General features: G+C 65.3%; 26 protein-coding genes. 13 read left to right on the top strand and 13 right to left on the bottom strand.

Features of this window, described 5'->3' with window-relative positions; translation table 11 throughout:
• The first annotated feature begins 4 nt into the window (after positions 1-4).
• Together AAFP30_RS15120 and AAFP30_RS15115 are read left to right on the top strand one after the other, a co-directional pair.
• Positions 5-1,039: a thiolase domain-containing protein gene (locus AAFP30_RS15120; RefSeq protein WP_419230775.1), complete on the top strand. Its 1,035-nt coding sequence runs from the start codon at positions 5-7 to the stop codon at positions 1,037-1,039.
• Positions 1,039-2,217 (top strand): thiolase domain-containing protein, encoded by a 1,179-nt coding sequence (locus AAFP30_RS15115; protein ID WP_419230774.1) that lies wholly within the window; start codon positions 1,039-1,041, stop codon positions 2,215-2,217. The genes AAFP30_RS15120 and AAFP30_RS15115 overlap by 1 nt, the downstream gene beginning before the upstream one ends.
• Before the next feature lie 6 nt (positions 2,218-2,223).
• Here AAFP30_RS15115 and AAFP30_RS15110 read toward each other — a convergent pair whose 3' ends face one another.
• The 3 genes from AAFP30_RS15110 to AAFP30_RS15100 all read right to left on the bottom strand — a co-directional run bounded on the left by AAFP30_RS15110 (position 2,224) and on the right by AAFP30_RS15100 (position 4,705).
• The gene (locus AAFP30_RS15110) at positions 2,224-2,766 is read right to left on the bottom strand and encodes a carboxymuconolactone decarboxylase family protein (RefSeq protein ID WP_419230773.1); all 543 of its coding nucleotides are present in this window, start codon (positions 2,764-2,766) and stop codon (positions 2,224-2,226) included.
• Positions 2,767-2,972: 206 nt separating this feature from the next.
• Positions 2,973-3,422, bottom strand: a complete 450-nt coding sequence (locus AAFP30_RS15105; protein WP_419230772.1) for a nuclear transport factor 2 family protein — start codon at positions 3,420-3,422, stop codon at positions 2,973-2,975.
• Positions 3,419-4,705 (bottom strand): cytochrome P450, encoded by a 1,287-nt coding sequence (locus AAFP30_RS15100; protein WP_419230771.1) that lies wholly within the window; start codon positions 4,703-4,705, stop codon positions 3,419-3,421. Before AAFP30_RS15100 ends, AAFP30_RS15105 begins: the two co-directional genes overlap by 4 nt.
• 336 nt (positions 4,706-5,041) lie before the next feature.
• Here AAFP30_RS15100 and AAFP30_RS15095 point away from each other — a divergent pair, with 336 nt between their 5' ends.
• Complete coding sequence (locus tag AAFP30_RS15095) at positions 5,042-6,205, top strand: steroid 3-ketoacyl-CoA thiolase (RefSeq protein ID WP_419230770.1); 1,164 nt, start codon at positions 5,042-5,044, stop codon at positions 6,203-6,205.
• The gene (locus AAFP30_RS15090) at positions 6,205-6,693 is read left to right on the top strand and encodes a nitroreductase family deazaflavin-dependent oxidoreductase (protein ID WP_419230769.1); all 489 of its coding nucleotides are present in this window, start codon (positions 6,205-6,207) and stop codon (positions 6,691-6,693) included. The genes AAFP30_RS15095 and AAFP30_RS15090 overlap by 1 nt, the downstream gene beginning before the upstream one ends.
• A gap of 122 nt (positions 6,694-6,815) precedes the next feature.
• Here the strand turns inward: AAFP30_RS15090 and AAFP30_RS15085 are convergent, their stop codons facing one another.
• On the bottom strand, positions 6,816-7,418 hold the full coding sequence (locus AAFP30_RS15085) for a TetR/AcrR family transcriptional regulator (RefSeq protein ID WP_419230768.1): 603 nt from the start codon (positions 7,416-7,418) through the stop codon (positions 6,816-6,818).
• Positions 7,419-7,556: 138 nt separating this feature from the next.
• Between AAFP30_RS15085 and AAFP30_RS15080 the strand changes: the two genes are divergently transcribed.
• Entirely contained in the window at positions 7,557-8,813 is a 1,257-nt protein-coding gene (locus AAFP30_RS15080) for a cytochrome P450 (RefSeq protein ID WP_419230767.1), read from the top strand.
• A gap of 50 nt (positions 8,814-8,863) precedes the next feature.
• Positions 8,864-10,126 carry a cytochrome P450 gene (locus AAFP30_RS15075; RefSeq protein WP_419230766.1) on the top strand — a complete coding sequence of 421 codons (1,263 nt, stop codon included), beginning with the start codon at positions 8,864-8,866 and terminating at the stop codon, positions 10,124-10,126.
• A 146-nt stretch (positions 10,127-10,272) separates the two neighbouring features.
• Here the strand turns inward: AAFP30_RS15075 and fadD8 are convergent, their stop codons facing one another.
• Positions 10,273-11,913 (bottom strand): fatty-acid--CoA ligase FadD8, encoded by a 1,641-nt coding sequence (gene fadD8, locus AAFP30_RS15070; RefSeq protein WP_419230765.1) that lies wholly within the window; start codon positions 11,911-11,913, stop codon positions 10,273-10,275.
• Positions 11,914-12,081: 168 nt separating this feature from the next.
• On the opposite strand from fadD8, the gene AAFP30_RS15065 reads away from it, so the two are divergent.
• Positions 12,082-12,738: a GNAT family N-acetyltransferase gene (locus AAFP30_RS15065; protein WP_419230764.1), complete on the top strand. Its 657-nt coding sequence runs from the start codon at positions 12,082-12,084 to the stop codon at positions 12,736-12,738.
• Between the two features lie 4 nt (positions 12,739-12,742).
• Here the strand turns inward: AAFP30_RS15065 and AAFP30_RS15060 are convergent, their stop codons facing one another.
• Genes AAFP30_RS15060 through AAFP30_RS15050 form a run of 3 tightly spaced genes read right to left on the bottom strand, consistent with a single transcriptional unit; the run spans position 12,743 to position 14,863 of the window.
• Positions 12,743-13,126, bottom strand: coding sequence for a hypothetical protein (locus AAFP30_RS15060; protein ID WP_419230763.1), 384 nt, complete (start codon positions 13,124-13,126; stop codon positions 12,743-12,745).
• A gap of 7 nt (positions 13,127-13,133) precedes the next feature.
• Positions 13,134-14,030, bottom strand: coding sequence for an SDR family oxidoreductase (locus AAFP30_RS15055; RefSeq protein ID WP_419230762.1), 897 nt, complete (start codon positions 14,028-14,030; stop codon positions 13,134-13,136).
• 50 nt (positions 14,031-14,080) lie between these two features.
• Positions 14,081-14,863 (bottom strand): SDR family oxidoreductase, encoded by a 783-nt coding sequence (locus AAFP30_RS15050; protein WP_419230760.1) that lies wholly within the window; start codon positions 14,861-14,863, stop codon positions 14,081-14,083.
• Positions 14,864-14,943: 80 nt separating this feature from the next.
• Between AAFP30_RS15050 and echA20 the strand changes: the two genes are divergently transcribed.
• Genes echA20 through AAFP30_RS15030 form a run of 4 tightly spaced genes read left to right on the top strand, consistent with a single transcriptional unit; the run spans position 14,944 to position 18,552 of the window.
• Entirely contained in the window at positions 14,944-15,717 is a 774-nt protein-coding gene (gene echA20, locus AAFP30_RS15045) for a (7aS)-7a-methyl-1,5-dioxo-2,3,5,6,7,7a-hexahydro-1H-indene-carboxyl-CoA hydrolase (RefSeq protein WP_419230759.1), read from the top strand.
• The gene (locus AAFP30_RS15040) at positions 15,717-16,616 is read left to right on the top strand and encodes a CoA transferase subunit A (RefSeq protein WP_419230758.1); all 900 of its coding nucleotides are present in this window, start codon (positions 15,717-15,719) and stop codon (positions 16,614-16,616) included. Before echA20 ends, AAFP30_RS15040 begins: the two co-directional genes overlap by 1 nt.
• A complete protein-coding gene (locus AAFP30_RS15035) occupies positions 16,613-17,383 on the top strand; it encodes a CoA-transferase subunit beta (RefSeq protein WP_419230757.1) in 771 nt (256 codons plus the stop codon). Before AAFP30_RS15040 ends, AAFP30_RS15035 begins: the two co-directional genes overlap by 4 nt.
• Entirely contained in the window at positions 17,380-18,552 is a 1,173-nt protein-coding gene (locus tag AAFP30_RS15030) for an NAD(P)H-dependent flavin oxidoreductase (protein ID WP_419230756.1), read from the top strand. The genes AAFP30_RS15035 and AAFP30_RS15030 overlap by 4 nt, the downstream gene beginning before the upstream one ends.
• 6 nt (positions 18,553-18,558) lie before the next feature.
• Here the strand turns inward: AAFP30_RS15030 and AAFP30_RS15025 are convergent, their stop codons facing one another.
• Entirely contained in the window at positions 18,559-19,533 is a 975-nt protein-coding gene (locus AAFP30_RS15025; protein ID WP_419230755.1) for a quinone oxidoreductase family protein, read from the bottom strand.
• Between the two features lie 78 nt (positions 19,534-19,611).
• Here AAFP30_RS15025 and AAFP30_RS15020 point away from each other — a divergent pair, with 78 nt between their 5' ends.
• Positions 19,612-20,031, top strand: coding sequence for a MarR family winged helix-turn-helix transcriptional regulator (locus AAFP30_RS15020; RefSeq protein WP_419230754.1), 420 nt, complete (start codon positions 19,612-19,614; stop codon positions 20,029-20,031).
• 7 nt (positions 20,032-20,038) lie between these two features.
• On the opposite strand, the gene AAFP30_RS15015 is transcribed toward AAFP30_RS15020, so the two are convergent.
• The 3 genes from AAFP30_RS15015 to AAFP30_RS15005 all read right to left on the bottom strand — a co-directional run bounded on the left by AAFP30_RS15015 (position 20,039) and on the right by AAFP30_RS15005 (position 24,122).
• Positions 20,039-20,455: a hypothetical protein gene (locus AAFP30_RS15015; protein ID WP_419230753.1), complete on the bottom strand. Its 417-nt coding sequence runs from the start codon at positions 20,453-20,455 to the stop codon at positions 20,039-20,041.
• A gap of 108 nt (positions 20,456-20,563) precedes the next feature.
• Entirely contained in the window at positions 20,564-22,432 is a 1,869-nt protein-coding gene (locus AAFP30_RS15010; protein WP_419230752.1) for a hypothetical protein, read from the bottom strand.
• 85 nt (positions 22,433-22,517) lie between these two features.
• On the bottom strand, positions 22,518-24,122 hold the full coding sequence (locus AAFP30_RS15005) for an acyl-CoA synthetase (protein ID WP_419230751.1): 1,605 nt from the start codon (positions 24,120-24,122) through the stop codon (positions 22,518-22,520).
• Between the two features lie 89 nt (positions 24,123-24,211).
• Between AAFP30_RS15005 and AAFP30_RS15000 the strand changes: the two genes are divergently transcribed.
• Positions 24,212-24,862 (top strand): NAD(P)-dependent oxidoreductase, encoded by a 651-nt coding sequence (locus AAFP30_RS15000; protein WP_419230750.1) that lies wholly within the window; start codon positions 24,212-24,214, stop codon positions 24,860-24,862.
• 21 nt (positions 24,863-24,883) lie between these two features.
• Here AAFP30_RS15000 and AAFP30_RS14995 read toward each other — a convergent pair whose 3' ends face one another.
• Positions 24,884-25,483, bottom strand: a complete 600-nt coding sequence (locus AAFP30_RS14995) for a TetR/AcrR family transcriptional regulator (RefSeq protein WP_419230749.1) — start codon at positions 25,481-25,483, stop codon at positions 24,884-24,886.
• Positions 25,484-25,609: the final 126 nt, after the last annotated feature.

Below are 25,609 nucleotides of genomic sequence, written 5' to 3'. Positions count from 1 at the left end.
CGTCATGAATCTCCCCCGGATCGCGATCATCGGGTTCGCACACAGCCCGAATGTCGTCGGGACCCACGGCACCACCAACGGTGTCGAAATGCTGATCCCGTGTTTCCAGAAGCTCTACGCCGAACTCGGCATCTCCCGCACCGACATCGAGTTCTGGTGCAGCGGATCGTCGGATTACCTTGCCGGACGGGCTTTCTCGTTCATCTCCGCGATCGACTCGATCGGTGCCATGCCGCCGATCCACGAATCCCACGTGGAGATGGACGGCGCCTGGGCGCTGTACGAGGCGTGGGTGAAGATCGCCACCGGCGAGGTGGACCTCGCGCTGGCCTACGGCTTCGGCAAGGCCACCGCCGGCAACTCCGATCTCACCCTGGCCCTGCAGACCGATCCGTATACCGTTGCCCCGCTGTGGCCCGATGCCCGCGCGCTGGCGGCACTGCAGGCACGGGCCGGCCTCGATGCCGGAACCTGGTCGGAGGCCGACATGGCCGCGGTGGCCGCGCGTACCTCCGGGCAGTCGGTCGACAAGCTCCTGGCGGCCGACTACGTCGCGAATCCGCTTCGCGCCCACGACATCGCTCCGTACACCGACGCTGCCGCAGCGGTGATCATCGCCAGCGAGCGCCGCGCCCGCGAACTGGTTGCCAATCCGGCGTTCGTCACCGGTTGGGATCACCGGATCGACAGTCCGAACTTCGGGGCGCGCGACCTGACGGTGTCGCCGTCGACAAAACTCGCCGCCGACACCGCGTTCGGTGACCGGAGTCGTGCTGTGGACATCGCCGAGATCGCCGCCCCGTACACCCACCAGGAGCTGATCGTGCGCAACGCGCTCGAACTGCCCGACTCGGTGCGGATCAACCCGTCCGGCGGCGCGCTGACCGGGAACTCGCTGTTCTCGGTGGGCTTGCAGCGGATCGGGTACGCAGCGCACGAGATTCTCACGGGCAACGCGGGCACCGCGGTCGCCCATGCGACGGGCGGTCCGTTGCTGCAACAGAACATGGTGGTCACCCTGGCAGGAGACGAAAACTGATGGCACACAACAATCGCGCGGCCGTTCTGGGCACCGGGCAGACGAAGTACGTCGCCAAACGCCACGACGTCACCATGGCCGGCATGTGCCGCGAGGCGATCGACAAGGCACTGGCCGACGCCAAGGTGTCACTCGACGAGATCGACGCCATCGTGATCGGCAAGGCCCCCGACCTGTTCGAGGGTTCGATGATGCCGGAGTTGGCGATGGCCGAGGCGATCGGCGCCGTGGGCAAACGGATGATCCGTGTCCACACGGCGGGCTCGGTGGGCGGCTCCACCGCGAACGTCGCCGCGTCCTTGGTGTTCGCCGGTGTCCATCAGCGTGTGCTGGCGGTGGCGTGGGAGAAGCAGTCGGAGTCCAATGCCATGTGGGCGTTGTCGATTCCGGTGCCGTTCACCAAGCCGGTGGGTGCCGGCGCAGGCGGATTCTTCGCACCGCACGTCCGGTCCTACATCCGGCAGTCCGGTGCGCCCGACTACATCGGAGCGATCGTCGCCGCGAAGGATCGGCGCAACGGTTCCCTCAACCCGCTGGCTCATCTGCAGCAAGCCGACATCACCAAGGAGAAGGTCCTCGAATCCCAGATGCTCTGGGACCCCATCCGATACGACGAGACCTGCCCGTCGTCGGACGGCGCCTGTGCGGTGGTGATCGGCGACGAGAAGGTGGCCGACGCGGCGGTCGCCGCCGGCGATCCGGTGGCCTGGATTCACGCGACCGCGATGCGTACCGAGCCGCTCTTCTTCGCCCATCGCAACGTCGTCAATCCGCAGGCCAGTCGCGACGCCGCGGCCGCTCTCTGGAAGGCGGGCGGCATCGACAACCCGGTCGAGCAGATCGACGTCGCGGAGATCTATGTCCCGTTCTCTTGGTTCGAGCCGATGTGGTTGGAGAGCTTGGGATTTGCCGCCGAAGGTGAGGGCTGGAAGCTCACCGAGGCGGGCGAGACCGAGATCGGCGGCAAGATTCCGCTCAACGCCTCCGGCGGTGTGCTGTCGTCGAATCCCATTGGTGCGTCGGGCATGATCCGCTTCGCCGAGGCCGCCATCCAGGTGATGGGCAAGGCCGGCGCGCACCAGGTGAAAGACGCCCGCAAGGCACTCGGCCACGCCTACGGCGGCGGCTCGCAGTACTACTCCATGTGGCTGGTGGGCGCGGACAAGCCCACGCACTGAACTCGGTCAGGGCTCGGGGAGCGCGCACGCGCTCCCCTCAGCCATGCCGGTAGGACGCACGCCCAGCGCCTGGTTGAGTCGCGCTCGCTGGTTCTCCCATGCGATGGTGGCAGCCAGTTCGGCGACCTGCGATTTCGAGAATTGTTGCAGCAACTCTGCTCTCAGCTCGGCGAGGTCGTCGCCGACCGCCGGTGTGCGGGTCATCGCTTCGGCGCACGCGAGCACCAGCTTCTCGGTGTCGTCGTAGGCCGAGCTCTCCCGGAATCGCGGTAGATCGCGGATCTGCTGCTCGGTGATGCCTGCGCCGTGTGCCAGCGCGGAGCCGATATCGAGACAGAACTCGCAGCTGACCAGGCCGGCCGTCTTGAGTTCGGCCAGTTCCTTCAGCTTCGGGTCGAGTGCGTTGGACAGCAGCAGCGCCGATTCGTAGACGCCGGTCGCGCCCAGAAGTTGCGGACGACGTCCCAGCCATCCCGTCAGATCACCGCGGTGTCGTTTCGACGATCCAAATGCCGAGACATAGTTACGAACTCGCCCCACTACACGCATGCCCCCACGGTACATCCCCACGCACCCCGTACATCCCACGCAACCATCAATCCCCACGCCACCAGCACGAACGTCGAGAGCAACCAAAAATCTGCCGACAGCAACCGGATAAACGCCGACAGCAACCGGACACTTGGAAGTCCGGTTGCTGTCGGCAGATTTTTGGTTGCTCTCGACGTTCGTGCTGGGCGCGATAACGACGTCAGTTACGCGGGGCGGACTGACTTGATCGTCTTCTCGACCTCCCAGAAGGCTCGCAGCGCAGCCATTTTCCCGTCGGGTGCCGCCTTGTAGGTGAACACTCCGTGGGCTTCGGAGATGTGGCCGGCGATATGCGTGACGATCTTGCCGACGTAGGCGACCTCGTCGCCGCAGATGATCTCGTCGTCGAAGACGAACTCGATGCTTTCGGTGGTGGCGATCGACTTGTCCCAGAACTCCGCGATCTGGTCGTGCCCGCGGAATCCCTTGCCCTCCGGGTCGAACATCGAGGGCCCGACCGGATCTTCGACGGTCCCGTCGGCAGCGAAGTTCGCCACCCACGCGTCTTTGTCCCGGGCGGCGACCAGTTCTCGTGACCGCCGGCCGGCCACGACCGCCGGATGATTCTCCCGGTCGATGTTCAGGTACGCGGGAGTCTCACTCGCCGTGGTCATTTGGTTCCGTAATTGACTTGGAGTTCCTTGACCCCGTTGATCCACCCGTGCCGCAGACGACGCGGCGCCTCGAGGCGACTGATGTCGGGGACGAGATCGGCCAGCGCATTGAACATCAGATTGATCTCCATGCGGGCCAGGTTGGCGCCTACACAGAAATGCGCGCCGTTACCACCAAATCCCACATGCGGATTCGGATCACGCAGGATGTTGAACGCGAACGGGTCATCGAACACCTCCTCGTCGTAGTTCGCCGAACCGTAGAACAGTCCGACTCGCTGCCCCTCCTTGATATCGACCCCACCGATCTGGGTGTCGCGCTTGGCCGTGCGCTGGAACGCATTGACCGGGGTGGCCCAGCGAACGATCTCGTCGACCGCGGTGGCCGGACGCTCTTTCTTGAAGAGCTCCCACTGGTCGGGATGCTCGAGGAAGGCATTCATGCCGTGGCTGATGGCATTTCGGGTGGTCTCGTTGCCGGCGACCGTGAGCAGGATGAAGAAAAAACCGAACTCGGTCTCGTCGAGTGACTGCCCGTCGATGTCAGCGTTGACCAGAGTGCTGACGATGTCCTCGACCGGGTTCTTCCGACGCTCATCGGCCATGTTGTATCCGTAGCCGAGGATCTCGGCGGATGCCATTGCCGGGTCTTCGCCGAACTCGGGGTCGTCGTAGTTCATCATGTTGTTCGACCAGTCGAACAACTTGCCCCGATCCTCTTCCGGCACCCCGAGGAGGTCGGCGATTGCCAGCAGCGGCAGGTCGACAGCGACGTCGTGCACGAAGTCGCCGGTCCCCTTCTCCGCAGCCTTGCTCACGATCGTGCGCGCCGCGCCGTCGAGCTTTTCCTCCAGCGAGTGCACCGCACGCGGGGTGAACGCCTTCGACACCAGCTTGCGCAGCCGCGTGTGGTCCGGCGGATCGTGGTTGATCAGCAGCGCCTTGGTGACGTCGAGCTGATCTTGGGGCATGTCGTCCTCGAACCGCATGATCACGCCGTCCGTGGAAGTCGCCCAATCATCGTTGTTCTTGGAGATCTCCCGAATATGCGCATGCTTGGAGATCACCCAGTAGCCGCCATCATGGAACCCACCCCCCTTTCCCGGGAGTTGGGCATTCCACCACACCGGCGCCGTCCTTCGGAGTTCGGCGAACTCGTTGACGGGGATTCCCTTTTCCAGCAGATCAGGGCTGGTGAAGTCCCAGCCCTCCTGAGTCATGAACGAACATTCCACTGCAGCGCCCCCCTCGGCGCTGGCCGTCGCACCCTTGGTTTGGGTCACGTCACACCACCTCGCTGTGAGATTAGAACCTGTTTCAATCTCATTAGAGCACATTGTGACGGTGATGACAGTCCCAAACGAGAACTTGTTCTAGTTTTGGCGCGCAGGGGTCGCGATGACGTGCGCAAACACTACCAATCTTTGTTGAGACATTGGCCGAGTGTCGCCAGCTCGAGACCGAATCGACTGCACGCGGACCCGCGCGCACCGCACGTGCCACCCAATCGCCGAACAGCTGTGATGCATCGCACAGGATTGGTCGCCGCCCCCATAGACGCAAAGTTGCAACGTGTTCTAATTTGGGGAGAAGGGGTTCGAAACGAGCAAGGAGTGAACATGGGTGTGCCGGTGATCGTCGAAGCGGTGCGGACGCCGATTGGCAAGCGGGCCGGATGGTTGTCGGGGCTGCACCCCGAGGAACTGCTCGGCCTCACACAGAAGGGCTTGCTCGAGCGGGCCGGCATCGATCCGGCGCTCGTCGAGCAGGCGATCGGCGGGTGCGTCACCCAGGCGGGCGGCCAGGCGGGCAACGTCACCCGTAAGGCGTGGCTGTCGGCGGGTCTGCCCGAGCACACCGGCGCCACGACCATCGACTGTCAGTGCGGCTCTGCGCAGCAGGCCAACCACTTGATCGCCGGACTCATCGCCACCGACACCATCGACGTCGGCGTGGCCTGCGGCATCGAAGTGATGTCGATGGCCCCACTCGGCGCCAACGTCGGGACGCAGGCCGGGCCGTATCACGCGGATTCGTGGAATGTGGACATGCCCAGCCAGTTCGAAGCGGCCGAACGTATCGCGCAGCGCCGCGGACTCACCCGCGACGACGTCGACTGGCTTGGCGAGCGAAGTCAACGACTCGCCAAGCAGGCCTGGGCCGAGGGCCGGTTCGACCGAGAAGTGTTGACCTTCAAGGCCCCCGAGCGCAGCAAAGAAGGCGAACTCACCGGGAACGTACTCGACGTCAGCCGCGACCAAGGCCTGCGGGACACCACCCTCGAGTCGCTGGCCGGCCTCAAGCCGATTCTCGACGGCGGAATCCACACGGCCGGAACGTCATCGCAGATCTCCGACGGCGCTGCCGCCGTACTGCTGATGGACGAGGACAAAGCTCGCGCCCTCGGACTCACCCCGCGCGCCCGGATCAAGGCGCAGGCACTCGTCGGCGCCGAGCCCCACTACCACCTCGACGGCCCGGTGCAGGCAACCGAGCGGGTTCTCACCAAGGCCGGAATGTCGTTGTCGGACATCGATCGCGTCGAGATCAACGAGGCTTTCGCGTCGGTGGTGCTCAGCTGGGCCCAGGTCCACAAGGCCGACATGGACAAGGTCAACGTCAACGGCGGCGCCATCGCGCTGGGACATCCGGTGGGCAGCACCGGTTCCCGGCTCATCACCACCGCCTTGCACGAACTCGAGCGCAGCGATTCGCAGACCGCACTGATCACCATGTGCGCCGGCGGCGCAATGGCGACCGGCACGATCATCGAACGCATCTGATGCCGGTCCTCGACCCGAATACGCGCCCCGCGCAACTGGGTTCGCCGGCCGTCGCGGCGCTGATCAAGGTGGGTTCGCGGATCAACGCGAAGCTCTATCAGCTCAGCGGCGGCCGGATCGGCGGTTCGTGGCGGGTCGGCGCAGGATTCCGCAAACCGGTACCGGTACTTCTGCTCACAACCATCGGCCGCAAGTCCGGCGAACCCCGGACCGCCCCGCTGAACTACCTACGCAAAGGCGACAGCTTCGTCGTCGTCGCGTCCCAGGGCGGTTTGCCGAAGAACCCGGCGTGGTACCTCAATCTGGTTGCCACACCAGAGGTGTGCGTGCAGGTCGGACGCGAACGCCACGATCTCGTGGCCCGCACGGCCACCGGCGAGGAACGGGAAGCGCTCTGGAACGAACTCGTCGAGTTGTACGCTGACTACGACACCTACGCCGCCTGGACCGACCGCGAGATCCCGGTCGTCATCTGCGAAAAACGGTAGCCGGATAGCGTGGGGAAGAGCGTTGACAGCGCCGTGAGTTTCATTGACAGCGCCCATCCCGCCGCCCATCCGCCGGGTCAACCTACGTTCATTGGGCGCTGTCATTGAAACTCAGGGCGCTGTCAACGCAACTCCCGAATCGCCGCACCGGTCCAGGAACCCAGAAAACTCCGCCACTCATCGCTCGACCGTGGGGGCTCTCCCGGATCGAGCACCATGGATTGCAGTGTGCGCAAGATGATCTCGACGATTACCTCGAGGTCGTCGTCGGTGTAGCCCCGCGCCCGCCAAGCCACATCCATCCGACCGATGATCGATCGCGCGAAGTCACGCGCCATCGACGAGGTGAACTCGCCGACGACCGGGATGCTAACCCGATCGGACCGCAGTAGTAGACCGACGTAGTCGTCGCGCCCGAGTTCCTCGAGTACACCAACCAGCCCTTCGACTACCGCGACGTCGGGCTCCTCGATTCCCGCGAGTCGCTGTGTCATCCGATCCAGCAGACCTCCGACGGCGTCCACCGCGGTCGCCGCGAGCAGCTCATCGGTGCTGTGGAAGTAGCGGTAGACGGTCTGCCGGGTGACCTCCAATTCCCGCGCGACATCGGCGATGCTCGTCGCTGCACCACGACGGTCGATCGTCGTGCGGGTCGCGGCAAGGATGCGCGCCCGGGCTTCCTCATCGGTATTCGGGACGCGACCACCCCAGCCGTGAGTTCTCATCCGCCGCACCTCGTCGATGCATCTCCCAGCCAGGTCATGACAGCACGTTACCGCCCACACACCCGGCCACCCACGCCATCATCAGACCATACAGATCATACAGATCATACAGATCATAAACAGGCGTATGGTGTAGTGATGACCACCACAACTGGCGTCGCCCCGTTCCCACCCGGCAGCCTCGACCTCACCGACCCGGATGTCCTGGAGCGGGGCGTTCCACGCGAGGAGTTCGCGGCGCTACGTCGCACCGCTCCGGTGTGGTGGAACGCGCAGCCGATCGGCACCTCCGGCTTCACCGACGGCGGGTACTGGGCGGTCACCAAGCACGCGCACGTCCGCGAGATCTCCAAGCACAGTGAGATCTGGTCGACCAACATGAACGGCGCGATCATCCGCCTGCCCGATTACGTGACACCGGATCAGATCGAGTTCACCAAGGCGCTGCTGATCAATCATGACCCGCCCGAGCACACCCGGCTGCGCAAGATCGTGTCGCGGATCTTCACCCCGAAGGCGGTCGCGACGCTCAAGGAGGGGTTGCGTGGTTACGCGCGACAGATCGTCGAGGAGGCTGCGGCCAAGAGCACCGGCAACTTCGTTGATGACATCGCGATTCACCTTCCGCTACAAGCGATTCTGGATCTAATCGGGGTGCCCGACCCCGACCGCGCACGGATCCACGAACTCGTCGACGCCATCATCAACAACGACGACCCCGATCAGTCGATCGATCCGGCGACCGCCAACGCCGAACTCCTCGGTTACGCGTACACGATGGCCGAGGAACGCCGGAAGAACCCGACCGACGACATCGTCACCACCCTCATCGAGGCCGACATCGATGGACACGCGATGACCGAGATCGAGTTCGGCTTCTTCGTCGTCCTGCTCATCACCGCCGGTAACGAGACCACCCGCAACGCGACCAGCCACGGCATGAACGCCTTCTTCGACCACCCCGATCAGTGGGAGCTGTTCAAATCCGAACGACCCGCCACCACCGCCGACGAGGTCATCCGCTGGGCGTCGCCGGTGCATGCGTTCCAACGGACCGCACGGATCGACACCCGCGTCGGTGACGTGGACATCGCGGCCGGGCAGCGCGTCGGACTCTTCTACAGTTCGGCCAACTTCGACGAGGAGGTCTTCGACGACCCGTTCGGCTTCAACATCCTGCGAAACCCCAATCCACACTTGGCCTTCGGCGGCAACGGCGCACACTTCTGTATCGGCGCCAACCTCGCCCGCATGGAGCTGAATCTGATCCTCGACGCCATCGCCGACACCCTGCCCGACATCACCCGTCTCGGTGAGATGCAGCGGGTGCGTTCGGGCTGGCTCAACGGCGTCAAAGACCTGCCGGTGCGCTATTCGGCATGTCCGGCACAGTGACACGGTAACGTCACTATGAGGTAGCACACAGCGGAGTTTGCGAGGTTCCCATGACCGGTTCGACCACCCGCCCCCACGCCGACATCGACTTCACCGACCCGATGCTGCTCGAACAGGGGTTGCCGCTCGCCCAGTTCGCCGAGTGCCGCGCGACCGCACCCGTGTGGTGGAATCCGCAACCCATGTCCCGCACGTTCTTCGACGACGACGGCTTCTGGGTGATCAGCCGGCACGCCGACATCCGTGCGATCTCCAAAGACACTGCGACGTGGTCCAACTGGGCCAAGGGTGCGGTGATGCGCATGCCCGAGTCGGCAACCCGCGAGCAGGTGGAGGCGGGTCGGAACTTCCTGCTCAACATGGATCCGCCCGACCACACCCGCATGCGCAAGATCGTGTCCCGCATGTTCACACCACGGGCGGTCGGCGCCCTCGAGGAGCGACTGGCCGCGCACGCCCGGGAGATCGTCGCGGCGGCCGCCGATTCCGGCAGCGGCAACTTCGTCGACGACGTCGCCGTCCACCTCCCGTTGCGCGCGATCCTCGACCTGCTCGGCGTGCCCACCGCCGATCACGAACGTCTGTGCATCCTGGCCGATTCGATGGTCAATCCAGACGACCCGGACAGCAAGGTCGACCCGTTCACCGCCCACGTCGAGATGATCGGCTACGCCTACGCGATGGCCGAGGATCGTCGGCGCAACCCGCGCGACGACATCGTGACGGTCCTGGTCCAGGCCGACGTCGACGGGCACGCGCTGACCGAGGCCGAGTTCGGGTTCTTCGTCATCCTGCTCGTCATCGCCGGCAACGAAACCACTCGAAACGCGATCTCCCACGGGCTCAACGCGTTTCTCGACCGACCCGATCAGTGGGACCTGTTCCGAGGTGAGCGGCCGATCACCGCGGTCGACGAGATCATCCGCTGGGCCACGCCGGTGCATTGCTTCCAGCGCACCGCCAAGGTCGACACCTCGGTGTCCGGCGTCCCGATCGGCGCCGGGGAACGCGTCGGATTGTTCTACAGCTCAGCGAATTACGACACCGAGGTGTTCGACGACCCGTTCACCTTCGACATCCTTCGCGACCCCAACCCGCACCTGTCGTTCGGCGGTAACGGCGCACACTTCTGCATCGGCGCCAACCTCGCCCGACTCGAGGTCAACGTCATGTTCAACACGCTCGCCGACCTGGTGCCCGACATCACCAAAGTGGCCGAACCACAACGGGTCCGCTCGGGATGGCTGAACGGGGTGAAGGAGTTGCAGGTGAATTACCAGCCTACCTGGACCGCCTCACCGCTGGTCGAGTAAGCCCGCGAGCGCCAGCGAGCGAGCGCATCCGCCGGGCTGAGCTTGTCGAAGTCGAGGCCACTGAGCCTTACCCGGCAGGAGATCTCGATACGCTCGTCGCTAGCGCTCCTCGCTACTCGATCAGCGTGTGGAGGCAGCGGTACGACTCACCCCACCCCACGCTCTCCGCCCGCCCAGAACTGCGCCCGCAGCGCCTTCTTGTCCGGCTTGCCAAGCGCGGTGAGCGGCAACGACTCCGCGAAGATCACCTGCTTCGGCGACTGCACCGCACCCTTGCGGTCCTTGACCGCCTGCTGGATCTCGGCGGTGACCCGTGCCTTCGCCTCGTCACTCTGATCGGCGTCACCGCGCAGCACGACGACGGCGGTGACCGCCTCACCCCACTTGTCGTCGGGCACCCCGATGACACCGACCTGCCCGATCGAGGGATGTTCGGCCACAACGTCTTCCACCTCTCGCGGGAACACGTTGAACCCGCCGGTGACGATCATGTCCTTGGTGCGGTCGACGATGTACCAGAAGCCATCCTCGTCTTCGCGGGCGACGTCGCCGGTGCGCAGCCAACCGTCACGAAAGGTGTCGGCGGTCTGATCCGGCAATCCCCAATAGCCACCGGCCAACAACGGTCCGGCGACGCAGATCTCGCCCGGTTCACCTGGAGGCACCGGCTTGTCGTCGGCTCCGAGCAGCGCGGTCCGCAGGAACGCCGACGGGCGTCCGCAACTGCTGAGCCGTCGCGGATCCTCACCGGGCTTCGGATGATCGTTCTTGCCGAGATAGCTGATCACCATCGGCGCCTCGGACTGTCCGTAGTACTGCGCGAAGATCGGACCGAAACGTTCGATCGCCTCGGCCAGCCGCACCGGATTGATTGCCGAGGCACCGTAATACACCGTTTCCAACGACGACAGGTCGCGCGTGCGGGAGTCAGGATGGTCGAGCAGGGCGTAGAGCATCGACGGCACCAGCATGGTGGCGGTGATCTTCTGTTCCTCGATGGTGCGCAGCACTTCGGCAGGATCGAACTTGGCGAGCACCACCATCGAGCCGCCCTTGATCAGTGTCGGGACGAAGAAGGCGGCACCGGCATGCGAGAGCGGCGTACACATCAGGAACCGGGGGGCCTCCGGCCACTCCCACTCGGAGAGCTGGATCTGGGTCATGGTCGACATGGCCCGCGCGGTGCCGATGACGCCCTTGGGTTTTCCCGTGGTGCCACCGGTATAGGTGATGGAGACGATGTGCTCCGGCGGCAGTTCGGCCGCGGTGAGTGGTCGCGGTTGATAGTTGTCGGCCTCGGCGATGATGTCGTGGCCGTAGGCGGCGAGCTGTTCGGGCACGGGGCCCAGGGTCAGCACCTGCTTGAGGCTGTCGACGCGTTCCATCAGCGCGGCGGCGCGCTCGACGAACATCGGCACCGGATCGATGACGAGCGTGGTCACCCCCGCGTCGGACAGCACGTAGGCGTGGTCGTCGAGGGAACCCAGCGGATGCAGCGCCGTGCGGCGCCAGCCCTGGGTCTGTCCGGCCCCGATGACCAGCAGCACCTCGGGGCGATTCAGCGCGAGCAGCCCGACCGTCGCACCGGTCCCGGCACCGACCGATTCGAAGGCCTGCTGATACCGGCTGACCGCCGCGGCCATCTCGCCGCCCGTCAATTCGGTGTCGCCGAGGTACAGGACCTTCTTGGCGGCATGTCGCCGCAGGGCCGCCACCAGCAGGTCGCCGAGATGTGTCCCCCCGCGCAGATGGTCGAAGTCAGTGCTTGCGTCCACAACATCAGTCATGACTCTCAGACTAGGACGTGTTACAGGTTTGGCGAAAGTCATCGGCACAAGATTGTTCATGACTAGTGGATTTACTCCAGAACATTGACTAGAACCTGTTTCATTTCCACCGCGGGGCGAGGATGCTCGTCCCTACCCCAGTGGCCCGCCTGAACTAGGATCTGACCCATGACTGATCTGGATCTGGCCACCACGCGCCGTGACATCACCGATGCCCTGTTGACCGCGTTTGAGCGCCGACACGAAGTCCTCGACGCGATCGTCGACTCGGAGAATCACGACGACGCCGTGAAGGCCGTCGCCGAACTGCTGGGCAAGTCGACCCTCGGTGCCGAAGCAGTGCTGGGGATGCAGCTCGATCAACTCACCAAGGACGAGCGCCGCAAGAACCAGGCCGAGCTGGACGACCTCAACAACGCGCTCACCTTCACCCTCGCCGAGCGCCCGGCAAGCAGCGGCGACACTCTCGATCTGCGGCCGTTCGCCGGCGACGAGGACGCCGAGCTGTTCACCGTGCGCACCGAAGAACTCAAGGTTGCCGGCGACGGATCGGGCACTCCGGCAGGCAATGTGGCCGATGAGATCGCCAAGGCCACTGAACGCGTCGACAACGAGGACGCCGTGTGGCTGGTCGCCCTCGAGGGCGACGACAAGGTCGGTTTGGTGTTCGGCGAGCTCGTCAACGGCGAGGTCGATGTCCGCATCTGGGTGCACCCCGATCACCGCAAGAAGGGTTACGGCACTGCCGCACTGCGTAAGTCGCGGTCGGAGATGGCCGCATACTTCCCCGGCGTGCCGATGGTGGTGCGGGCGCCGAGCGCCTGAGGGGTCAGCGTCGTCGACGCGGAACACCGAACTTCGCCACGATCTTGCGAATTCGATTCTCCTCGTCGACGACGAACGACTCGTGCACCTGTGCGGCGAGACCAATGCTTCTGGGCCGCACGTGCACCCAGTAGCGGGTCACCACCGTGTGGCCGTCGACCTCGGCGGTGAAATCACTGATCCGATGGATCAGCCGATACTGCGGCCCGCGGGACAGTGATCGCTCGAGATGAGCGCCGTTTCGACCGGTCTTGACCCCGAGCTCGGTACGCGTGCAATCGGGGTGCAGCGCAACGTCCGACGGGTCGTGGCTGACGAGCGCATCGACGTAGGCCCGTGCGACAGCGATTCGTTGAGCCGCACGCTCGGGGTCGACAGTTGGTGTCACGGCCGTCTTACCGCGCCCCGTAGACCGGCACCGGGACCGGCGACTTGGCCAGGATCTCCTCCATCACGGGACCCAGTTCGCTTGGCGCCCAGCGCGACCCCTTGTCCTGCTCGGCGCTGCGCTGGAACGCGTCGATGACGGTGACGCGGCCACCCTCGACCTCGAACACGCGTCCGGTGACGTCCGCCGATTCCGGCGACCCGAGCCATACGACGAGCGGCGAGATGTTCGCCGGGTCCATCGCGTCGAAGGAGCCGTCGGCGGGTGCGGCCATCTGCGCGGCCATCGCATCGCCTGCGCCCATGGTCATCTGGGTGCGCGCCGACGGGGCGATCGCGTTGGCGGTCACACCGTAGCCGCCGAGTTCGGCGGCGGCCTGAATCGTCAGCGCGGTGATACCCGCTTTGGCCGCGACGTAATTGCCCTGTCCGACGGAACCGAACAGACCGGCTCCCGACGAGGTGTTGATGATCCGGGCGGCCCGCTGCTCCCCTGCCTTCGCTTGGGCGCGCCAGTAGGCGGCAGCGTGATGCAGGGTGACGAAATGCCCCTTGAGGTGTACACGGACGACCGCGTCCCATTCGTCTTCCGACATTGCGACCAGCATCCGGTCGCGGACGAATCCGGCGTTGTTGACCAGGATGTCGAGTCCACCGAACTCGGTGACCGCGGCATCGATCAGTGCCGCACCGAAATCCCAGTCGGCGACGTCACCGATCGCGGCGATGGCCGCCCCGCCGGCAGCGGTGATCTCGGTGGCGACGGCATGCGCGGCGTCGCCGTCGAAGTCGTTGACGACGACCTGCGCACCGTTGGCGGCGAAGGCCAGTGCGTGCGCGCGACCGATGCCTTGTCCGGCACCGGTGACGATCGCCACCCGCCCCTCATTCAGCTTGTCCGACACTATGTCTCCTTGATTTGTCACTGAAATGATCTGTCTTGAAAGGTCTTCGGTCACACTCGGTTGTCCGCGGTCGCCGCATCCAGGAACGCGGGCCGCTCGCCGCCGCCGTGCACGGTGATCGTCGACCCGGTGATGTACCCGGCCAACGGACTGAGCAGGAACGCCACCGCGTTACCCACATCCTCCGGAGTCGCCATGCGCCCCATCGGAATCGTCGCGTCCACCGCAGCGATGCCGGCCTCGTCACCGTAGTGCAAGGCCGACTGCTCGGTCAGGACCGGTCCGCAGATCACCGAGTTGACCCGCACCCGAGGCGCCCATTCGATGGCCAATGCCGTCATTGCGCTGTCCAGACCGGCCTTCGCCGCACCGTACGCGGACGTTCCCGGTGACGGGCGGTGCCCACTGACACTCGACACGTTGACCACTGCACCGCCGTATTCCTGTTGCTGCATCACCGCATTGGCCGCACGAGCGACGTTCAGCGGGGCAAGCAGGTTGAGGTCGACGATCTTGCCGACAAACCGCGGCGACGCATCGGCCGCCAGTGCGAACGGTGACCCGCCGGCATTGTTGACCACACCGTCGAGCCGACCGTGCGTTCGGGCGATCTGGTCGACGAGCCGTTCCACCGCGTCGGGATCCCGTACATCGCAGGCGATGAACTCGACGTCCGAGTCGCTGCCCGCCGTACGTCCACACGTCACCGGAACCGCCCCGAGACCCGCGAGTACGCGGGTGATCCCGGCGCCGACGCCGCGCGCCCCGCCGGTCACCAGCACGACCTTCTTGTCCAGACCGAGATCGACCGCAGCCTGCACTCCTGCATCCATGAGTGCTACTGTACCAAACAACCAAGCACTTGCTTGGTTCGTGCGGAACGACTGATCCGCACGACACGGAAGGAGCAGGTGTGCCGATCACCACCTCACGCAGCGACACCGGGATCGTCACCGTGACCGTCGACTATCCCCCGGTCAACGCCCTGCCCTCGGCGGCATGGTTCGAGTTGGCCGACGCGATCACCACCGCCGGGCGCGACATGAGCACCCATGTGGTGATCCTGCGTGCCGAAGGCCGCGGCTTCAACGCCGGTGTCGACATCAAGGAAATGCAGGCCACCGAGGGTTTCGATGCTCTCATCGGCGCCAATCACGGGTGCGCGGCGGCGTTCTCCGCGGTCTACGACTGCGCGGTCCCGGTCATCGTCGCGGTCAACGGTTTCTGCGTCGGCGGCGGCATCGGCCTGGTCGGCAACGCCGACGTCATCGTCGCCTCCGACGATGCGGTCTTCGGCCTGCCCGAGGTCGACCGCGGCGCGCTCGGCGCTGCCACCCACCTCGCGCGGCTCGTCCCACAACACATGATGCGCACGCTCTACTACACCGCGCAGAACGTCACGGCGCAGCAGCTCGAGCACTTCGGCTCCGTATATCGGGTCGTGCCGCGCGGACAACTCCTCGACACCGCACTCGAGGTCGCCGAGCAGATCGCCGCCAAAGACACCCGGGTGATCCGTGCCGCGAAAGAGGCCATCAACCACATCGACCCGGTGGACGTGAAGGCCAGCTACCGACTCGAGCAGGGGTACACCTTCGAGCTCAACCTGTCCGGCGTCTCCGACGAGCATCGGGATGAGTTCGTGACTACTGGAAAAGCCTTGAACAGCAATGGAGGACGCGCCTGATGACGCCCACCCCGACCGACAAGACCAGCTCCCTCGACGACGTCATCGGCGAATTGCGCGACGGCATGACCATCGGCCTCGCCGGCTGGGGTTCACGCCGCAAGCCAATGGCGCTGGTTCGCGCGCTGGCCCGCTCCGACGTCAAGGATCTGACGATCGTCACCTATGGCGGCCCGGATCTCGGATTGCTCTGCGCTGCAGGAAAAGTACGCCGCGTCTACTACGGTTTCGTGTCGCTTGACTCGGCGCCGTTCTACGATCCGTGGTTCGCTGCCGCCCGCACGTCGGGCAGCATCGAGTCCCGGGAGATGGACGAGGGCATGGTCAAGTGCGGGCTGCAGGCCGCGGCCGCACGGTTGCCGTTCCTGCCGATCCGCGCCGGACTCGGCTCCGATGTCCCGGCGTTCTGGGAGGGTGAGCTCAAGACGGTCACCTCCCCGTACCCCGAGGCCGACGGCCGCGCCGAGACGCTGATCGCGATGCCCGCCCTGCGACTCGACGCAGCGTTCGCGCACCTTGATCTGGCCGACTCCCGCGGCAACGCCGCGTATACCGGGGTCGACCCCTACATGGACGACTTGTTCTGCGCCGCCGCCGATCGTCGCTACGTGGAGACCGATCAGCTGGTGTCCACCGAAGTACTGGTGAAATCCGTCCCCAAGCAACGACTTCTGCTCAATCGGATGAATGTCGACCGGGTCGTGCACACTCCCAACGGCGCGCATTTCACCTTCGCGGGTGAGTATGGGCGCGACGAGAAGTTCCAGCAGTTCTATGTGGAATCGGCGAAGGATCCGGACAAGTGGGCGGCGTTCACCAAACGCTTCCTCGACGTCGACGAGGCCGACTACCAGCACGCAGTCACCGAATGGCAAGGCGAGCAGGAGGATCAGCAGTGACCACCACCGACACGGCGGCAGCCGTCGAAGCCACCCGTGCCGAGATCTGCGTCCTGGCGTGCGCTGAGATCTTCTCCGGCGCAGGCGAGATCATGGCCTCACCGATGGCACCCATCCCGCTGATCGGCGCCCGCCTGGCGCGCCTGACCACCGAACCCGATCTCCTGATCACCGATGGCGAGGCGCTGATCCTCGCCGACACACCACCGATCGGCAAGTCCGGGCCGATCGAAGGCTGGATGCCGTTCGGCAAGGTCTTCGACGTCGTCGCGTCCGGTCGTCGCCATGTGGTCATGGGCGCCAACCAGATCGACCGGTTCGGCAACCAGAACCTCTCCGCCTACGGTCCCCTGCAGCACCCGACGCGGCAGATGTTCGGTGCGCGTGGGGCTCCGGGCAACACCATCAACCACGCCACCAGTTACTGGGTGGCGCGTCATTCGTCGCGGGTGTTCGTCGACAAGGTCGACATCGTCTGCGGCGTCGGCTATGACAAGGTCGATCCGGACAATCCAGCCTTCAAGTACCTCAGCATCCCGCGAGTGGTCACCAACCTGGGCGTCTTCGACTTCGAGGGCCCCGACCACACGATGCGGGCACGGTCGCTGCATCCCGGAGTCACTGCCGACGAGGTCGCCGAGAACACCACCTTCGAGATCGCCGGACTCGCCGACGCGCCCGTGACGCGTACTCCGTCCGACGAGGAACTCACCCTCATCCGGGATGTGTTGGATCCCAAGGGTGTCCGGAATCGAGAAGTGAAATGACCGCGTCGGGAGCGGCGCCAGCGGGCGGAATCAGTTCAGCGCGCGCAGCCGGACTGTCCACACGGTTCACCGATCTGGTCGGTGTCGAGTACCCGATCGTGCAGACCGGTATGGGGTGGGTGTCGGGTCCGTCGCTCACCTCGGCCACGTCGAATGCCGGCGGCCTGGGCATTCTCGCATCGGCGACGATGACCTACGCCGAACTCGAGGCGGCGGTCGCGAAAACGAAGTCGTTGACCAACAAGCCATTCGGCGTGAACATCCGCGCCGACGCCACCGACGCGCCGGAGCGGATCGATCTGTTGATCCGAGAGAAGGTGAAGGTCGCGTCGTTCGCGTTGGCGCCCAAAAAGGAGCTGATCGCCAAGCTCAAAGACCATGGTGTCGTGGTGATCCCGTCGATCGGCGCCGCCAAGCATGCGGTGAAGGTCGCGTCCTGGGGCGCCGACGCGGTGATCGTGCAGGGCGGCGAGGGCGGTGGGCACACCGGACCGGTGGCCACCACTCTGCTCCTGCCGTCGGTCCTCGACGCGCTGGGCAACAACGGGATTCCGGTGATCGCCGCCGGCGGCTTCTTCGATGGCCGCGGCCTGGCCGCCGCACTGGCCTACGGTGCCGAAGGTGTCGCGATGGGGACGCGGTTCCTGTTGACCTCCGATTCGGCGGTGCCGGATTCGGTGAAGCAGGAGTATCTCGGGCGCGGTCTCGGCGACACCGTGGTGTCAGTGAAAGTCGACGGCATGCCCCACCGCGTCTTGCGTACTCCGCTGGTCGAGGCGTTGGAGAGCGGTAATTCGGTGAAGGCGCTGCTTGCCGCTGCCCGAAATGCCAACGAGTTCAAGCAGTTGACCGGAATGAAGTGGACGACGATGCTGCGTGACGGCCGCACCATGCGGAAGTCCGGCGAGCGGACCTGGCAGCAGGTGATCATGGCCGGCAACACCCCAATGTTGTTGCGCGCCGGCCTCGTCGAAGGAGACACCCGCGCCGGCGTGCTGGCGTCGGGTCAGGTGGTCGGCATGATCGACGACCTCCCCAGCTGCGACGAACTCGTGCAATCGATCATGACCCAGGCGCACGGTCGGCTGAAGGCGTTGGGGTCGGTCCTCCCCGCTGGTCGAGTAAGGGAGGAGCTTGCGACGACCGCATCGAGACCGACGCGCATGTGATCTCGATCAGCGGCGGCCAACCCGGATAACCGTCCGCACCCCCGGTTCGTCGGGTTCGGTCCACACCCGCTCGACGTCGGCGAGCGCAACCTCCCTGGTACGCACCCCGATTCGACCGGCGTCGATCTCGTCCACCAGCGACGGCAACTGCGCGAGGTAACCCCTCGGCGACACCGATCCCTGCCCACTGCCGAGGAGTCGTAGGTTGGCCGATCGCAGTGCGGCGGACGGTAATTGCAGTTCTTGGCCGGCCATCGAGCCGATCTCGATCCAGTCGAGTGCCCGGCTGCGGTCGGCGCGGGCGGTGAGGATCGCGACGATGGCGTTCGCCGTCGTCGCACCCCACAGGTAGTCGAGCACCACGTCGACCTCGGCTGCTGCCTCGGCGAACGCGCGCGCCGTGGCATCGGTGTCGTCGGTCAGTGCGACGACGGCATCGGCACCGCGATCGCGGAGCGCGGCGAGCCGTTCGGGATCGCGACCCGCACCGATCACTTCCCCCGCACCAAGCAGTTTGGCGATCTCGACGGCCATCCCACCGGCATTGCCGGTGGCACCGAGGACGAGAACGCGGGCACCGGGCTGCAGCTCGTAGCGGGCACGGAGCGAGACCCACGACGACATCGCCGGATTCATCGCAGCGGCAATCGTCACGACGTCGGCGTCGTCGGGCAGCTCGATGCACCGGCGGCTGTCGATGATGGTTTGCTCGGCAACCGTACCGAGAGTGTCGTCGTCGGCCGCGAAGTAGACCAGCCGACCATCGGCGCGGCGTCCGACATCGTCGATCCCGGGGATCAACGGCAGCGCACCGGTGGACGTGTAATGCGTTCCGGCAGCACCGGAACGGGTTCGAGGGTGCAAGCCGACGGCGAGAACGTCGACGAGTTCCTGCCCCTCGGCGATAGCAGGCAGTTCGAATTCCGCGTAACTCGGAGACTTACCGAACTCGGTGACCACTGCAGCATGTGTCGTTGTCATAGAGAATCTCCTTCATTGGTTCGTGTCACGTACTAATATAGTTGGTGCCACGAACTAATTCAAGATAGGGTTCTGACCATGACGATTCCGGACGAACTCAGCGACATCGACGCGCTGGCGCAACTCTCCTTTGTCGTACAACAGAAGCTGCAGCGGCGGGTGTCCGGACACGATCTGTCGATGATTCAGATCCGCCTGCTCGGCGTCCTGCGGGATCGACATCCGACGATGAAAGAACTTGGCGCACTGCTGGATCTGGACAAGTCAAGTGTCAGCGGTTTGGTGGTTCGGGCCGAACAGCGTGACCTGGTGTCCCGCGAGACCGACGAGACCGACCGCCGGGTCATCCGGGTGTCCTTGTCCCCCATGGGGCGGCGTCTCGTGACCGAGGTGAGCACTGGATTCGACGAGGACATGAACGAACTGCTCAGCCCGCTGTCGGCTGCCGATCGTCGCCGACTGACCGGGCTGATCGGCCGCATCCTGCCGAGCCAATGACAGACGGCTACCACCGCTCCACCCGCCACACCGCGTAGAGCTCGTCGAAGTACGGCGCCATCTCGTCGTAGGTGTCCCACGTATCCGGCAGATGGTAGGTCGTCTCGCATCGCGCAACCACCGGAAACCGCTCCAACGCATTCAGATACGCACGGTACGCATCCTTGGCGAATCGGTTTCCGTGATCGTTCAGCATGAACGAGCAGATCTGCGACACGAAGTACTTCTCCGCGATCACGCCGGGCGTGACAAGTCGGTGTCGGGCCGCGTCGATCACCTCGTTGTGGTCGGACAGTGTGGTGGCGATCATGTTGTGTAGCGCGGCCCACGTGAGGAACATCCCGATGTGGGTGGCTGCCGCCGACTGTTCGAGGCCGAGGTCAATTACCGAGTCCGTGTGCCATTCTGCGTCGTCGTAGTGCATACGGCGACGGTAGCCAGTGGTAGCGCCCAGCATCCAGACACTTCCGTTACCCGAACGACCTCGGGAACATCGGTGACGCGACGCGCAACACGCCTCACTCGCACCCGCTCACCGAACCTCACCCGATATCGAGATGATCTGCTGAACGGCGCTGACCGCCTGTCGCGCGTCGGGCTCGATCTCTGCGTCCACCTCGAACAGGTTAATCGCCGAGTCGGCCAGCACCCGCCAGAAGTCGACCAGATACCTCGGATCGGGCGGCATCGTGAACACGCCCGGCACCACGACGAGGCGCGGGATGTTCTTGGCGATGCAGGCGCCGAGGAGTGCAATGTCGTCGGGCCTGATCCCGTCGAAAGTGCCGGGCGTCTCGAACACCACGGGCCCGGCTTTCGCCTTGCGCCCGGCCGGATCTACGACTGACGCTCGGATCGGCACCGACGCCCCGACCCCGGCCGGCGGCTCGAGACGCAAAGTCCGCGCGAGCGTATCGATCGAGACTGCAAGTGTCACAGGTGAACCGGCGATCATGATCGTCACCGATCGGTCGGTATCAGCAAGGGTTTCGGTACCCACCCGCCACTCGACGTCGATCGGCGATCTGTCGTCGGTGCGCGCCCGCGTCGACTCGAGACCGGCCACACGCGCTCCGAAGGTCTCGGCGGATCGAATGCGCCAATGTCCGTAGGACACCGTGTCTCCACACGGCGTCCTCGAGGTCCGATCGACTTCGCCACCGGTAACCACGTCGCTGCGGTCGACACTCACGATGGTGACCGACGACGGAGCCGTCCGCCGATAGCGCAGCGTGACATGGTCCGCCGCGCCGTCGTCACGGTATCCGAAGGAAGCGCTGATGACCAGATTCCGACCGGGCACCACGAGGTCGTCACGCAGTCCGTCATCGATGATGTTCCCCCGATACCACGGCTGCACCCCCTGCCCCGTGCCCGTGTCGACGATCTCGTGTACCACCACGCCGACCCGGGATGCATCGGTACCGATCGTGTCCAGCCCGGCATCCCATCCGACTGCGGTGCGGTATTCGACGACCACGCTGCCGACGGGGTCTGCGGGGTCGGCACCGGGCGGACGCAGGATCAGGGCAACAGGGGCGCGGGTGCGGCGGGCCGGTTCGATACGGACAGTGCCGGTGCCGCTGCCGGCCGGCAGCGTGCGCTCGACGCTGCGCCCGGCAAGCGCGTCCGGCCATGCCCGGTAGAGCATGGCCGCCGACAGCGCGGGCCCCATCGTCACCCACCTTCCGCCAGGCCACGATGGCGAAACACCCGCTGCCGCACTGAGAGTCTCCATGAACGTCGGACTGCCGCCACCATACTGTTCGGCCGACATGATGTCGTAGGGCGATCCGTATTGGGGAAGCCAATCGTCGTCGGGAGCGGGAGACCAGTCCGATCCGGCGTTGAGCACGCCGAACGAATGCCCGAGCCCGAGTACGTGGCCGACCTCGTGCGCCGCGAACGACATCGTCGACGGCATCACCGGCAACGCGCAGAACCCAAATCCCCCGGTACCGCCGGACCCTCCGTCGAAATTCACCGACAGATTGGCAGGCTGACCGGGTTCTCCGGCGAGCGGATTGGCGATCATGAACGCAGTTCCCGGATGGGTGAGAACGATCAGCCCGTCCAGTCCGGCGAGAGGATCCGCACCAGGGTGATCGGCACGTAACGTGTCGATGGCCAACTGCGCCTGGGTGTTCCGTGTGATCACACCGGTACCGGGGCTGCTGGCAGGATCGGGGATCGTGACGTCGCCTGCGGTGAGGGTGACGTCGAACCACTCCGACAGGTAATACCCGGAGAGATCGAGATGGCCGTATGTCGAGTTCTCCCAGAACTTCAACACCGATGGATACCCGGTGGTCATCACCGCCCGGCACGCGTCGTCATCGATCACCGCCTGCGCCGGGTCGTGCCGCATCCGCAGAATACCCAGTCGCTTGGCCACGCTCATCGGAGCACCTCTCGCCGTTGGATTCCCGACCATCCCATGGTCCTCCGCCGGCGAGACCGTGTCGCGGGTAGCGGACTACTCGATGTCAGCCGGCGGTGTCCGCGATCTCCGCGTGTCGCACCCGCAAATCCCTCTTGAGGATCTTCCCGCTTGGATTCTTCGGCAGCGCATCGGCGAACACGATGTACTTGGGCCGCTTGTACCCCGCGAGGATATCGTCGAGGTGCGCGTCGACCTGCTCCGCGGTCAGCGTCACGCCCTCCTTCGGCACCACCACCGCGGTCACCGCCTCAATCCACTTCGGGTGCGGCACACCGAAAACCGCGACCTCGGCAACGCCGTCGAGCCGATAGATGGCCTCCTCGACCTCCCGGGAGGCAACGTTTTCGCCACCGGTCTTGATCATGTCCTTCTTGCGGTCGACGACCGACAGGTAGCCGTCGGCGTCGATGATGCCGAGATCGCCGGAGTGGAACCAGCCGTTGCGGAAGGCGGCGGCGGTCTTCTCCTCGTCGTTGTAGTAGCCCAGGCTTGCGTGCGGACTGCGGTGCACGATTTCGCCGATCTCCCCGGTCGGCACCGGATTGTCCTCGTCGTCGACGACTCGAGTCTCCACGTTGAGGGCCGCGCGACCGGCGGAGCCTGCCCGCTCGATCTGCTCGTGCGGCAACAGGATTGTGGCCAGCGGCGACATCTCGGTCTGTCCGTAGAAGTTCCACAGCGAGACTTCCGGCAACCGGGTCGACATCTCTCGCAGCACCTCAACCGGCATCGCGGATGCACCGTAGTAGCCCTTGCGTAGCGACGACAGGTCGCGGGTGTCGAAGTCCGGATGTCGCAGCAGCGAGATCCATACGGTTGGCGGGCAGAAAAGCTTTGTCACGCCTCGTGATTCGATGGTTGCCAGGACGGTTGCGGGATCCGGTGCGGGCAGGATGATGCTGGTGGCACCGAGGTAGACGTCGACGGAGAGGAAGCAGTCGAGTTGCGCGCAGTGGAAGAGCGGCAGGGAGTGGATCTCGATGTCGTCGCCACTCATGCCGCCGTCGATGATGCATGAGACATACTGGGTGATCAGTGATTTCGACGAGAGCAGCACGCCCTTCGGACGCGACTCGGTACCCGAGGTGTACATCAGCCGAAGCGGATCGTCGTCGGCGACGAGCACCGTCGGCGCGGTGGTGTCGCCGGACCGAATCCACTCATCAACGTTGTCCCAACCGGTTTCGGCGTCGGAACCGGATGCCGGAATCCATCCGCGCACCGCGTCGGTGAGGCCGGACAGTTCCATCGCCTTACTTACCGTCGGCGCCAACGCATCCTCGGTGACGACTGCACTGGCACCGGAGTGATCGAGGATGAACGCGATCTCCTCCGGGCCGAGCCCGAAGTTGACCGGTACCAGGACGACGCCGAGTCGCGCAGTGGCGTAGTGGATCACGGCAAACTGCCAACAGTTGTGGCTGACCAGGGCCAGCCGGTCGCCCTTGGCCAGGCCGCGTGCGGTGAGTGCGTTGGCGCAGCGATTGACCGCGTCGTCGAACTCGGCGAACGTCAGTTCGGTGTCGCCGTTGATGATTGCCGTCTTGGTCGGGACGCGGAGAGCTGTGCGGCGGAGCAGGTCGCCGAGGGTGTGCTGACGCGCCGAACCGATCGCCGCCGCTGTGTCCGGGGTGTAGCTCGATGTCATGGCCGGGTCCTCCACCTCTCGCGATGCTGTTGTCCAGGTCACACTAGCAATGGTGGAATAGCGCCCGCCGCCGACCGGTTCACTGCTTCATGAGTAAAACAATTGTGATCTTCGGCGGCACGGGTTACGCGGGCGGCAACATCGCGCGCGAGGCAGCGGGCCGCGGCCATACCGTCATCTCCTACAGCCGTTCCGGCGCCCCGACCGAGCCGATCGACGGCGTCACCTACCGCACCGGCAGCCTCGCCGACACCCAGGACCTGAAACAGGCGGCGACCGACGCCGACGACCTGGTCATCGCGGTCCACGGCGCCGATGTCGACGGGAAACCGCTGGTCGAGATCACCCCGGCCATCATCGACGCCGCGATCGGCCACGGCGCACGCCTCGGCGTCGTCGGCGGTGCCGGCAGCTCGCTGGTCGCCGAGGGCGGCCCCCGCCTGGTGGACACCCCGGAGTTCCAGGAAGCGTGGAAGCCCGAAGCCCTCTCGCACGCCGAGGTACTCGAGGCCCTGCGACAGGCTCCGGCCGACCTCGACTGGTTCTACGTCTCCCCCGCCGCGCTGTTCGGTTCCTTTGCCCCCGGTGAGGCAACCGGCTCCTACCGCACCGGCGGCGACCTGCTGGTGACCAAGGACGATGGCAGCTCGGAGATCTCCGGCGCCGACTACGCGCTCGCCTTCGTCGACGAGATCGAGCAGCGCAAGCACGTGAATCAGCGATTCACCACCGGTCGCTGAGCCGGCACGCTCAGATCGGGCTCAGCGCGGCAGAATTCCGTCCAACACCACCGAGAGATACTGGGCGGCGATGTCGTCGACCGACATCGCCCCGCCGGGCCGGTACCACCGCACCGCGACCCAGACGGTATCGCGCATGAAGCGGTAGACGAGTTCGACGTCGAGGTCGGCACGGAACTCGCCGTCGTCGACGCCGCGTTGCAGGACGGCGTGCCACAGATCGCGGAACTCGATGTTCAGCTCGTCGATGTATACGAAACGTTCTTGTCCGGCAAGGCGTTTGGCCTCATCCTGGTAGATGGCAACCGCATCGCCCTGGGCATCGATGGCCTCGAAGGACGCAACGACGAACTGTCGCAACGTCTCGGTGGCCGACAGTCCGGACACCGCGATCTGACGGTAGCGAGCGAAGAGACCGTCGAGGAATCCGCGGAGGATCTCGTCGACCATCGCCTCTTTGGAGTCGAAGTGGTGGTAGAGACTCCCTGAGAGGATGCCTGCGGCATCGGCGATGTCGCGCACGGTGGTGGACCGCAAGCCCTGGTCGGCGAACATCTTGCCGGCGGTCGCGAGGAGTTCGTCGCGCCGTGTCGAACCGTTGACGGTGCCACGAGGAGCCATACGGTTACCCTACCAAGCGCTTGGCCGGTTTGCCTCGGGCGTCGACTCGGGACCAAGACGCATGTCGGCCGGGGACCACAGGGGCGCGCCCGCCGAGGCGCGCGCGGTGCCGCGGTACCCGCGCAG

The organism is Gordonia sp. CPCC 205515 (assembly GCF_048537925.1).
Classification (GTDB): domain Bacteria; phylum Actinomycetota; class Actinomycetes; order Mycobacteriales; family Mycobacteriaceae; genus Gordonia.
Note: the sequence above shows the minus strand (reverse complement) of the source record. Positions and strands in the feature narration are given on the sequence as shown.